Raw genomic sequence first — 11,406 nt, forward strand, 5'->3', positions numbered from 1 at the left:
GACAAGACCGAAACGGTCGAGGCCGGAGAGATGGTCGAGAGTTTCGACGACAACCACTTGAACTTCTTGTTCTAAGGTGTGGCGCGATCCGACATCTGCGGGACTCCCAGAGCTTTGATGCTTGAGCATTGGTTGCCTTGAAGTTGATCTTCACTGTGATCGGGGTTACGAACCCCCTTCGCGGACAGGGTTTTTGCGAGTGTTAAGGTTTACGGGTTGCTCCGATCGGGGAAAGTCAAAGGGTTTTGATGGACTTTGGTTGTGGCGTGTTGTTTGAGAACTGAACAGGGTGTTTGGATGGTCAGCGTGCGGGCCATTGGATTTGCTGGGGGCTTTCGGGTTTCTGGTGGGTTCATGGTTTGTATTTGACTGTTGATTTCTTTATTTACAAGAATCGGTCAGGTATCGCTTCGACACACTGGTTATTTTGCGTTGCTTTGCGATTGCGAATTTATTAGTTTTTTGTTGGAGAGTTTGATCCTGGCTCAGGACGAACGCTGGCGGCGTGCTTCACACATGCAAGTCGAACGGAAAGGCCCCTTCGGGGGTACTCGAGTGGCGAACGGGTGAGTAACACGTGAGTAACCTGCCCTAGGCTCTGGGATAACCATTGGAAACGGTGGCTAATACCGGATATGACATCGGATCGCATGGTCTGGTGTGGAAAGTTTTTTCGGCCTGGGAGGGGCTTGCGGCCTATCAGTTTGTTGGTGGGGTAGTGGCCTACCAAGACGGCGACGGGTAGCCGGCCTGAGAGGGCGGCCGGTCACATTGGGACTGAGATACGGCCCAGACTCCTACGGGAGGCAGCAGTGGGGAATATTGCACAATGGGCGGAAGCCTGATGCAGCGACGCCGCGTGGAGGATGACGGTTTTCGGATTGTAAACTCCTTTTATTCATGACGAAGGCATGGTTTTTGCTGTGTTGACGGTAGTGTTTGAATAAGCGCCGGCTAACTACGTGCCAGCAGCCGCGGTAAGACGTAGGGCGCGAGCGTTGTCCGGATTTATTGGGCGTAAAGGGCTCGTAGGCGGCTTGTCGCGTCTGCCGTGAAAGGCCTCGGCTTAACTGGGGTTTTGCGGTGGATACGGGCAGGCTTGAGGCAAGTAGGGGAGATTGGAATTCTACGTGTAGCGGTGGAATGCGCAGATATGTGGAGGAACACCGGTGGCGAAGGCGGATCTCTGGGCTTGTACTGACGCTGAGGAGCGAAAGCATGGGGAGCGAACAGGATTAGATACCCTGGTAGTCCATGCTGTAAACGGTGGGCGCTAGGTGTGGGGTGGTTTTTCTGCTCTGTGCCGTAGCTAACGCATTAAGCGCCCCGCCTGGGGAGTACGGTCGCAAGGCTAAAACTCAAAGGAATTGACGGGGGCCCGCACAAGCGGCGGAGCATGCGGATTAATTCGATGCAACGCGAAGAACCTTACCTGGGTTTGACATCACCCGGACGCTGCTAGAGATAGTGGTTTCTTCGGACTGGGTGACAGGTGGTGCATGGCTGTCGTCAGCTCGTGTCGTGAGATGTTGGGTTAAGTCCCGCAACGAGCGCAACCCTTATCCTGTATTGCCAGCACGTAATGGTGGGGACTTGCGGGAGACTGCCGGTGTTAAACCGGAGGAGGGTGGGGATGAGGTCAAGTCATCATGCCCCTTATGTCCAGGGCTTCACGCATGCTACATTGGCCGGTACAGCGGGCAGCGATACCGTGAGGTGGAGCGAATCTCTGTAAAGCCGGTCTTGGTTCGGATTCGAGTCTGCAACTCGACTCGATGAAGGTGGAGTCGCTAGTAATCGCAGATCAGCAACGCTGCGGTGAATGCGTTCCCGGGCCTTGTACACACCGCCCGTCACGTCATGAAAGTTGGCAACACCCGAAGCCTGCGGCCTAACCCCTTGTGGGGAGGAGCGGTCGAAGGTGGGGCTGGCGATTAGGACGAAGTCGTAACAAGGTAGCCGTACCGGAAGGTGCGGCTGGATCACCTCCTTTCTAAGGAGTCTATGGAGGCTACGGTGAAGTTTTAGTAACTGTTGGTTTCCGACCATCCCGATCGTTGAAGAGGTGACATTCGGTTGTCTCTGTGAGTGTTCGGGGTGTGTAAGACTGAATGTTTTTTTGGTGTGTCAGAGCAAGACGTACGTTGATTATCCTTCAGCATCAGTGAGAGAGTACTTTGTGTTTTCTTCTGGTGCTGGCACCCTGTTTAGGTTCTGAGGCAATACGTCTCGGAGCCTGGTCTGTTTCTGAAGCTACTGTTGTGTGGTGGAGGGTTCGGGCTGGTGTGTTGTTTGAGATTTGTATAGTGTGCGTGAGTGTCTTTATGTTTTCTATCTGATTGACACCTGTGTGTGTTGGTTAAGTTAATGAGGGCGCATGGTGGATGCCTTGGTGCCAAATGACCGATGAAGGACGTGTGAGGCTGCGATATTCCTGGGGGAGTTGTCAACAGGGCGTTGATCCCAGGGTTTCCGAATGGGGTAACCTAGCCGGCTTGGTGGTCGGTTGCTCTCGCTTGAATGTATAGGGCGAGTAGTGGTGTGGTGGGGAAGTGAAACATCTTAGTACCTGCTGTGGAGAAAACAATAGTGATTCCGTGAGTAGTGGCGAGCGAAAGCGGAGGAGGCTAAACCGTGTTCGTGTCAAGGCGGCAGCTGTTGCGGATGCGGGGTTGTGAGGTTGGATCGTTGTTTCCTGCCGGGAACAGGTTCTCTGTGGATGTTTTAGTCGAATGGTGTGGGAAAGCCGACCGTAGTGGGTGATAGTCCCGTAGGCGAAGGAATGTTCATGGGTTCGGGTCTGATGCTCGAGTAGTGCGGGGTTCGTGGAGCCTTGTGTGAATCTGCCAGGACCGTCTGGTAAGCCTAAAGAGGTTTGGTGACCGATAGTGGATGAGTACCGTGAGGGAATGGTGAAAAGTACCCCGGGAGGGGAGTGAAATAGTGCTTGAAACCGTGTGCCTGTAATCCGTCAGAGCCTGGCGATGAGTTTTTGCTTGTCGGGTGGGTGATGGCGTGCCTTTTGAAGAATGAGCCTGCGAGTTAGGGTATGCAGCGAAGTTAACCTGTTGTGGGGTAGCTGGAGCGAAAGCGAGTCTGAATAGGGCGTTGAGTTGTGTGTTCTAGACCCGAAGCGGGGTGATCTACCCATGTCCAGGGTGAAGCGCGTGTAAGAGCGTGTGGAGGCCCGAACCCACCTAAGTTGCAAATTGGGGGGATGAGGTGTGGGTAGGGGTGAAAGGCCAATCAAACTCCGTGATAGCTGGTTCTCCCCGAAATGTATTTAGGTACAGCGTCAATGTTTATGTGTAGTGGTGGTAGGGCTCTGATTCGGGAATGGGCCGTGTTGGTTACTGACTCGAGTTAAACTTCGAATGCCATTATTCATGGTTGGCAGTGAGACTGTCGGTGAGAAGATCGATTGTCGAGAGGGAAACAGCCCTGATTACCGGCTAAGGCCCCTAAGGGTGTGCTGAGTGGAAAAGGATGTTTGATCGCGTTGACAGCCAGGAGGTTGGCTTAGAAGCAGCCATCCTTGAAAGAGTGCGTAATAGCTCACTGGTCGAGTGGTTGAGCGCCGATAATGTAGCGGGGCTGAAGTGCACCGCCGAAGCCGTAGCAAAGTCTGATTCACTTGTGAGTCGGGCGTTGGGTAGGGGAGCGTCGTGTATGGGGTGAAGCAGTGGCGTGAGCCCATCTGTGGACTGTATGCGAGTGAGAATGCAGGCATGAGTAGCGTGAGGCCAGTGAGAATCTGGTCCGCCGATTGACTAAGGGTTCCAGAGGACGGTTGTTCCGCTCTGGGTTAGTCTGGGCCTAAGGCGAGGCCGAGAGGCGTAGTTGATGGATAACCGGTTGATATTCCGGTACCCGAATCATACGTGTTGTGCGAAGGCAGTTATGCTAACTGGCTGGTGACTGGGATCGAACGGCTTCGGTTGTTTGTTTTCGTGATCTGGTTGGGGTCCTTTCTGTTGTTAGTGTAGTGATGGGGTGACGCATGGGGATAGCGGTACCGTCTGGTGGTTTAGGCGGGGTAAGGTGGTAGCCCGTGTTCTAGGTAAATCCGGAGCACATTGAGGGTGAGCGCTGATGCATAGTTCTTTTGAGTGAATTCCGTGATTCCGTGGTGTCGAGAAAAGCCTCTAGCGAGTGTGGTTCGGCCAGTACCCTAAACCGACACTGGTGGTCAGGTAGAGTATACTGAGGCGTTCGAGTTATGTATGGTTAAGGAATTCGGCAAATTGCCTCCGTAACTTCGGGAGAAGGAGGGCCCTTGCTGGTGTAGTCAAGCGACTGTGAGCTGGTGGGGGTTGCAGAGGCCAGGGGGGAACGACTGTTTACTAAAAACATAGGTCCATGCTAAGCCGTGAGGTGATGTATATGGACTGACGCCTGCCCGGTGCTGGAACGTTAAGAGGATCCATTAAGGCTTTGGCCTGTCGTGGTGAATTGAAGCGCCAGTAAACGGCGGTGGTAACTATAACCATCCTAAGGTAGCGAAATTCCTTGTCGGGTAAGTTCCGACCTGCACGAATGGCGTAACGATTCCCCTGCTGTCTCAACCATATGCTCGGCGAAATTGCAGTACGAGTAAAGATGCTCGTTTCGCGCGGCAGGACGGAAAGACCCCGGGACCTTTACTATAGCTTGGTATTGGCATGTTGTTTGGTTTGTGTAGGATAGGCAGGAGACTGGGAAGCTGGCACGCTAGTGTTGGTGGAGTCGTTGGTGAAATACTGCTCTGGCTAAATGGTGTGTCTAACCTTCGGCCCTGATCGGGTTGGGGGACAGTGCCTGGTGGGTAGTTTAACTGGGGCGGTTGCCTCCTAAATGGTAACGGAGGCGTTCAATGGTGCCCTCGGGCTGGTTGGAAACCAGTTGGTGAGTGTAAGCGTATAAGGGTGCTTGACTGTGAGACTGACGGGTCGAGCAGGAACGAAAGTTGGGGCTAGTGATCCGGCATCAACGTACGGGTGTGGTGTCGCTCAACGGATAAAAGGTACCCCGGGGATAACAGGCTGATCTTCCCCAAGAGTCCATATCGACGGGATGGTTTGGCACCTCGATGTCGGCTCGTCGCATCCTGGGGCTGGAGTTGGTCCCAAGGGTTGGGCTGTTCGCCCATTAAAGCGGCACGCGAGCTGGGTTTAGAACGTCGTGAGACAGTTCGGTCCCTATCCGCCGCGCGCGTTGGAGATTTGATGGAGGGCTGTCCCTAGTACGAGAGGACCGGGATGGACGAACCGCTGGTGTGCCAGTTGTCCCGCCAGGGGCATGGCTGGTTGGCTACGTTCGGGAGCGATAACCGCTGAAAGCATCTAAGTGGGAAGCGTGCTTCGAGATGAGGTCTCCGTCAGTATTATTGCTGGTGAGGTTCCCTAGAGATGATGGGGTTGATAGGCTGGGCATGGAAGCGCCGTGAGGTGTGGAGTGGACTGGTACTAATTACCGAGGGCTTAACCAATATTCAACCCATTGGGTTGCATATGGGTGTTGAAACGGTAGAGAGCTAAACGAGATATTCACGCACGCTATATGATTCTGAGGCAGCACACCTCGGATCCCGAGGATATGTTTGTGTCTCGTGGGTTTGTTTGGTGGTGTTAGCGGGAGGGGTACACTCAGTTCCATTCCGAACCTGGTTGTTAAGGCTCCCTGCGCCGATGGTACTGCACTCGAGAGGGTGTGGGAGATTAGGTCGCCGCCAAACATTAAACATTGATTGAGGGTTGTTTCTTTCCTTGGTAGAGGGGGAGGAGCAACCCTCTTTTTCGTGTGTCCGGGCTTGGGCGAGTGCGGTGAGGGTAGCGGTGCCGGCGAGGGCCATGATGGTTTCGGGATCGCGTCTGGGTCCTGGTGGTAGTATCCGTCGATGCGACCTTGGGCGTTTCGGATGTTCGGGGTTTGTGGTCGTGCCGGCGCGTGTTGCAGGGTTTTGGGGTTGGTTCCTTCTGGGGGCCGGCCCCCTTTTTTTGTGTCCAGAATGTCGTGACGAAACCGGGATGCCGGCCGGAGACCGCGAGATATAGAGCGAACCCGGAACTGTGAGGTGCAGTTGTGGATGGCGTGAGGACGGACGGAACTCACCAGACGCCATTTTCCAGCGGACCGGGACTCTCCGCCATCGGGCAATCAGCCGGGCGCGCACTATTTCTCGGTCGGGCTCCAGTATCCGAGGTGGAACAAGTCGAACCTATCTTTACAGGTCCAGGCCACCAGATCCTCGAAGTCCCTGCGAAGTCGCAGGGCGAGCTGGTCTTTTCCGGGTGTGTAGCGCAGGTTGGGTTGGAACCAGAGGATGGCGCTCCCCTCGGCGACGATGTCCCCCTTCGCGTTGCGGACTATGACGCCACTCCCATTCCTGAAGACGGTATAGAGGTCTCCATGAAGGATGAACTCGCCCAGGGGTTCTTCTTCCGTCGTGCATCCGAAGTCCGCGCCTCTGCTGATCCTGTTTCCCTTGTCATCCATCGCACTGCCTCACCGAGTTCTTGTAGATGCCGAGTGCATTGATCAAGATGGTCCGTTTCGTTTCCGGTCCGTACTCCACTTCGCACAAGCGTTGCCAGTCGAGTTCCGGGACATTTTCGATGTCTCGGATCGTGAGGACAAGCCTCTCGTCTGAACTGTCGCTTATCCGATAGATAAGAAGGTTCTCCTTGAGCCGAACGGACTCGAGGCACACGGCGTACAAGTCCGCGCAGACCAAGAAGTCCGCCAACACGGGGAGACCGGCAACGGTCGTCATGCGCTCGATGTCCATGAGGTTTTCTTTCTGAGTGATGTGGCCTACACTCTTCAGTCTGAAGTCGAGGACGGAGACGGCGCAATACCTGGAGTGTTTACCAGTGTTTACCGTATCGAGCGAGGATTTGAAAGCGGCCCGGGAGGCGACGGGGATCTCCCTGTCCGCCATGGCCCGTCGGCTTCATTACACCAAGGGATATCTGTCCCAGATCGAGAACGGCAAGAAGCCGATCCCGGTGGGGATCAAGGAGCAGTACCTGGCGGTCTGCATAGATCTGTTGGACCCGATTCGCAGGGCGGAAACGATTGGTAGGGCCGACTTGCAACGCAGAAGCTTTGTCGTAGGGGCGGCTTTCAGCTCTCTTTTGGCCGCCCTGCCGTTGAAAGACAGGGAGAGAGTCCAGAGTATCGCCGCTTACACCTCCGACCGAAAGGCGGGGTTGAGGGAGGTTGAGGCTGTTCGAGCCATGACCAACCAGCTTGTGGCGATGGACGAGACGATGGGTGGTGGGATAGGGCGTGAGACCGTGGCGGCTTTCTTGTCGTCGGACGTGGCCGAGCTCTTGAAGGGCCGCTTCGTGTCGGAGGACATACGAAGACAGGCGTACGGTGCTGCGGCGGAAGTGGCCTACCTTGCCGGATGGAAAGCTCACGACATGGGCCTGGACGGACTGACACAGCGCTACTACCTTACGGCCTATGAACTGGCGAAGGAGAGCGGAGACCCGGGACACCAGGCGTTCACGCTGCGCATCCAGGCGCTGCAGGGGTGCGATGTCGGAGAGAGCGAGTTCTCGCCGAGGCTCGCCGAAGAGGCCATGAAGAAGGTGAAAGGGCGGATCGGGGTGGACACGGAGGACCTGTTCCGTGTCTGCGTCGCCCGCTGCTATGCGGAGACGGGGGACAGGCGTAAAGCGTTGGAGGCACTACGCGGCACTCGGGCGCTGCATCCCGACTCGGTGAGCGAGATCCCACGGTATGCGGCGCTGTGGTCTCCGAACAAGGCGACTCTGTTGAACCAGACGAGCCGCACTTTCAAGGCCATGGGCGACACGGAGATGGAGGTGGAAATGTATCGCCAGGTCATCGACTTGTGGGATCACGATACGAAGTCGCGCCCTTGGGCCCTGGCGGTCACCGACCTCGGTGACGCTCTCTGGCGCCTTGGGGACGAGGGAGAGGCCGCCGAGCAGTGGGCCAAGGCATGGCCGGTGCTGAAGGGGATGCGGTCGAAGAGGGCGGGGAAGGCCATGAAGCGGATCAGCGACAAGGTACCCGATTTGGCGGGCTAGGGTCAGTTCCGTCACCGCGGCCATAGTGAGCGTCCACCGTGTGAGGTGCGGCCAGGCTCCGGCTCGACGAGACATTCAGGGTCCGTCCTCACTGAACGCCCGCGGAGCCGGCGGCACGGAAGAATGCGATCCCTTCCTTCGGGGAGCGCTTTTCGCCCATGGCGAGTCGGGCCACGACGATGTCCGTTTCCAGGTCGCTGTCGGCCCGTCTACCGCAATTCGATGGCACCGAGCTCTAGCCGGCCGTGCTTCCGACTGTGGGGATTGAGGGAGCGGGGCGTTCAATCACGCGTTGTCGATGGTGGCCAGGGCGATCTCGGCCGCTTTGGTGATGTCGGCTGTGGCCTCGGATCGGTTCACGGGTCCGTGCCAGTGCCCCTGGATGACGATGATGTGCTCGAAGTCCTCGCCGACGAGTCCGGTCGTGGCGAGTTCTCTGTCCGTGTCGCAGCAAGCCCAGCCCTGTTTGACCGCCCACGGGCGATCGTCGGCCGCTTCGGCGATGCCGAAGTCCTGGGGGAACCCGTCGGCACCTTCGTTCTCCATGTCCCGCAGGGCGCCGAGGATGACCTCACGGTGGTCGGCGTCGAGCTCCTCCACGACATGGCGGTATATCTTGACGGTGTCGCGGGCGCTGAGTTCGGTCATGCCCCACCACTCCCAGTCGACGGGCTGGGTCATGTCCTGGAGTCCGTAGTCCTCCCGAAAGTCCTCGATAAGCAGCGGGCCGCCGTATTCGACCCAGTAGTCGGAGGCGATGGCGTCGTCGCTCGTCCTGAGCATGGTCGCCACCTCTTCCTCGTCGGCGCCGTTCTCCAACGCCTCTATCGCTATGGGGATCTTGATGATGGAGAGGGCCGCTCGAGGGCGGTCCTCGTCGAGCTCGATGAGGAACTCGTCTTCGCTCCGGTCATAGACGGCGACGGAGTACTCGCCTTCGAGCTCGGCGAAGGCACCGGGGTCGTCATCGGGGGAGGAGGCGGACGGTTCTGTGAGCAAGAGGGCGACGATCGCCGAGGCGGTCAAGCCCCGTCGGAGAATGTTGCCGAGTGCGCGTGTGTCGAACATCGTCGTCGCCTTCTCCCGAGAAGACCTAGTGCATCGACGGTAAGCGATATAAAGGGGTGGCGTGCGGAAACGGTAGGCCGTGCCGGTCGATGAACCGGGCACGGGGTGGAAAAATAGAGAAAAGGCCGCACATCGCCGACGACTGCCATCGCGGATCGCGCTTTTCGGCAACGGTTCGAGCACGCTTGAGAACGGCCGCGCGCGGTGGTCAGCGCATTTCCGAACCGGTTCAGGGCCCGGTGTCCTGTCGGCGGCGCCGCCCAGCCTCGGGACTGGGCCTCGCGCCGTCGTGGCGGAGGCGGGCTGGTCGGCATCTAGAATGCCCTCATGGCGCATTCTTTCGACACAGTGGCAAGGGAAGTCGTCGAGCTCCACGAGGACCTCGCCGCGTGGCTCGGCTCGGAGGCGGAGAAGGAGATCCTCGATCGGTTCCTCGACGCGCAGGATTCCGGTTTCGAGATGGTGTCCGCGGACGGGGCACTCGTCGCTAGAGCCGACCTGGCGAGCGGACTGGAGGGAGCGTCGAACGCGCAGCCGGGACTGGAGATCGGGATCGACGACGTCGCGATAGTGGCCGACTCGGACCGGTCGGTGGTGGTCCGGTTCCGCGAAACACACACGACAAGCGCCGGCTCCTCCACGCGGGTGGTCACCGCGGTGCTCGTCGATTCGGCCGGGGCCCGGAACGGACTCAAGTGGACATACGTCCATGAGACGGCCATCCCCGGGTGACCGGGGACAGCGGTATTCGGCTTTGAATCGGGGCGACCGGACGGCTGCCTTCAGTGCCCTGCCGATCGAGCTGGAATGGTCGGTACTCGAATCCCGCATTGCCTCGTGTTAGGCCCAGAGCGGGCCATTTGCGAAGAGCTTTCACTCTTCCGGGGTCAGACGTACGGCCCCTCGAGCGGCTCGCCGGCGAACTGGCGGTACCAGAGTCCCCGGTAGCAGCGCCACGGCTCGGGCTTGAGCCGGGTGGGAGCGAAGACCTGCTCGAAGAGGTTGCGCGCCTCCAGGAAGAAGTCGAGCCGTTCGTCCGGGGCGGCGACGTGCTGCGACTCGTCCGAGAGCGTCTCGGCCGGGTGGATCGTCAGGGACGGCCACACCGTGGTCCGCTCTGCCAAGGGCAGGATCCACTCCTTGATGACGTCCAGTGGCTGGTGGCCGACGGTCACGGTGAAGGACGTCTCGAGCCCGGCCTCGCCGGCCGCCTTCAGCGTCTGGGCGAGGCTCTCGGCCTCGGGCAGGACGGCCTCGGCGCCCGGCTCGCTCGGCATGCCGCTGTCGGCGTCGAGGACGAGCAGCAGGGGGCCCAGGTCCCGCCGCAGCGAGACGAAGTCCGTATCGGCGGTGAAAGCGGTGGTGAGAACGCTGATCGTGGCGGATTCGGAGACGTCTTCGGCGTTCATGGCCTCGCGCAGCGCCGTCAGGTGCCGGATGATCTCGCTGGAGTCCATGTCCCCGCGGTCGGCGTCGTGGCCGTTGAAGGCCACCTCCCTGATGCGGTCCGGGCCGTCGCTCTCGGGGGCCTCGGTGGCCAGGAGGCGCAGCGTCTGCCGGTAGTGGCGGACGATCTCGGGATACTCGTCGGTCTCGGGTGCGTGGACGTTGGCCGCGGTGCCGTCGGCGCGCAGGTAGCCCTGCACGGTCTCGGACGGCTCCACGTCGATGATCTCGGCGACGGTCGTCCCGTCGACGCACAGCTCGCGCAGTCCGTGCTGGGGGGAGGCGGGGCTGACATGGGCGCGGAGGCTGAAGGGGGAGGTGCTCTTATTGGCCTGGACGACGGTCAGGTACTCGTCGTCCTCTGCCAGGAGCCGCAGCCGGAGGCTGTCGGGATTGGCGCCGCGAAGGCCGTATAGGTTGAGCGCAATGAGCACCAGCTCGCTCCACTCCACGTTGTGGCGGGTGGCGAGCCGGCGCCAACGGCGGACCGTCGAGGACATCGGTCCCTCCGCTTCCGGAATGTTGTCCATTGTCTCCTTACCCGGCTTTCGTTCCTTGCCTTTCGGCGTCTTCCACGTTACAAGAGGGGGGTGGAAGGCTGACGTCTGCGTCTGCGGCCTGTGGCGGCTCGGCCCTGCTCCTCGGAGCGGGCGGAGTGGGTGTTCGCCGCCGGTGGCGGACCGTTGTCCTCCTAATAGAGATATCTTTAGTTTGTTCGATAAACTTTGAATAACGGTTCGATAGACATCATTGCACTTTTTCACCGCCTCTGGCAAGGTTCAACTCGACGGCCGAGCGGGAACCCGAGCCGTCAGCCGGCCGAAGCTCGGGCGCATCACCGCCCCGGCCG

The 11,406-nt window shown here is 58.9% G+C and carries 6 protein-coding genes and 3 rRNA genes; 5 read left to right on the forward strand and 4 right to left on the reverse strand.

Annotation, left to right across the window (positions count from 1 at the left end):
* Positions 1–462: 462 nt before the first annotated feature.
* The 3 genes from ACFTE1_RS23380 (at position 463) to rrf (ending at position 5,713) form a co-directional block, all read left to right on the forward strand.
* Positions 463–1,993, forward strand: a 16S ribosomal RNA gene (locus ACFTE1_RS23380).
* A 364-nt stretch (positions 1,994–2,357) separates the two neighbouring features.
* A 23S ribosomal RNA gene (locus ACFTE1_RS23385) occupies positions 2,358–5,467 on the forward strand.
* Positions 5,468–5,596: 129 nt separating this feature from the next.
* A 5S ribosomal RNA gene (gene rrf, locus ACFTE1_RS23390) occupies positions 5,597–5,713 on the forward strand.
* Together the 16S, 23S and 5S rRNA genes form the textbook arrangement of a ribosomal RNA operon.
* Positions 5,714–6,150: 437 nt before the next feature.
* On the opposite strand, the gene ACFTE1_RS23395 is transcribed toward rrf, so the two are convergent.
* Together ACFTE1_RS23395 and ACFTE1_RS23400 are read right to left on the reverse strand one after the other, a co-directional pair.
* Positions 6,151–6,474, reverse strand: coding sequence for a hypothetical protein (locus tag ACFTE1_RS23395; protein WP_380623346.1), 324 nt, complete (start codon positions 6,472–6,474; stop codon positions 6,151–6,153).
* Positions 6,467–6,919, reverse strand: coding sequence for a hypothetical protein (locus ACFTE1_RS23400; RefSeq protein ID WP_380623348.1), 453 nt, complete (start codon positions 6,917–6,919; stop codon positions 6,467–6,469). Before ACFTE1_RS23400 ends, ACFTE1_RS23395 begins: the two co-directional genes overlap by 8 nt.
* Here ACFTE1_RS23400 and ACFTE1_RS23405 point away from each other — a divergent pair.
* Positions 6,918–8,042, forward strand: coding sequence for a hypothetical protein (locus ACFTE1_RS23405; protein WP_380623350.1), 1,125 nt, complete (start codon positions 6,918–6,920; stop codon positions 8,040–8,042). The two genes, ACFTE1_RS23400 and ACFTE1_RS23405, sit on opposite strands and share 2 nt — an antisense overlap.
* Before the next feature lie 285 nt (positions 8,043–8,327).
* On the opposite strand, the gene ACFTE1_RS23410 is transcribed toward ACFTE1_RS23405, so the two are convergent.
* Positions 8,328–9,110 carry a hypothetical protein gene (locus ACFTE1_RS23410; RefSeq protein WP_380623352.1) on the reverse strand — a complete coding sequence of 261 codons (783 nt, stop codon included), beginning with the start codon at positions 9,108–9,110 and terminating at the stop codon, positions 8,328–8,330.
* A 327-nt stretch (positions 9,111–9,437) separates the two neighbouring features.
* Here ACFTE1_RS23410 and ACFTE1_RS23415 point away from each other — a divergent pair, with 327 nt between their 5' ends.
* Positions 9,438–9,842, forward strand: a complete 405-nt coding sequence (locus ACFTE1_RS23415; RefSeq protein WP_380623354.1) for a hypothetical protein — start codon at positions 9,438–9,440, stop codon at positions 9,840–9,842.
* Between the two features lie 155 nt (positions 9,843–9,997).
* Here ACFTE1_RS23415 and ACFTE1_RS23420 read toward each other — a convergent pair whose 3' ends face one another.
* On the reverse strand, positions 9,998–11,086 hold the full coding sequence (locus ACFTE1_RS23420; RefSeq protein ID WP_380623356.1) for a hypothetical protein: 1,089 nt from the start codon (positions 11,084–11,086) through the stop codon (positions 9,998–10,000).
* Between the last annotated feature and the right edge of the window lie 320 nt (positions 11,087–11,406).

It is taken from the genome of Salininema proteolyticum, from assembly GCF_042685645.1.
Classification (GTDB): Bacteria; Actinomycetota; Actinomycetes; order Mycobacteriales; family Micromonosporaceae; genus Salininema; species Salininema proteolyticum.

Coding starts and splice junctions, on each gene's coding strand:
- ACFTE1_RS23395 (WP_380623346.1), bottom strand. CDS start 6,474: ATGGATGACAAGGGAAACAGGATCAGCAGAGGCGCGGACTTCGGATGC.
- ACFTE1_RS23405 (WP_380623350.1), top strand. CDS start 6,918: ATGGCCCGTCGGCTTCATTACACCAAGGGATATCTGTCCCAGATCGAG.
- ACFTE1_RS23400 (WP_380623348.1), bottom strand. CDS start 6,919: ATGGCGGACAGGGAGATCCCCGTCGCCTCCCGGGCCGCTTTCAAATCC.
- ACFTE1_RS23410 (WP_380623352.1), bottom strand. CDS start 9,110: ATGTTCGACACACGCGCACTCGGCAACATTCTCCGACGGGGCTTGACC.
- ACFTE1_RS23415 (WP_380623354.1), top strand. CDS start 9,438: ATGGCGCATTCTTTCGACACAGTGGCAAGGGAAGTCGTCGAGCTCCAC.
- ACFTE1_RS23420 (WP_380623356.1), bottom strand. CDS start 11,086: ATGGACAACATTCCGGAAGCGGAGGGACCGATGTCCTCGACGGTCCGC.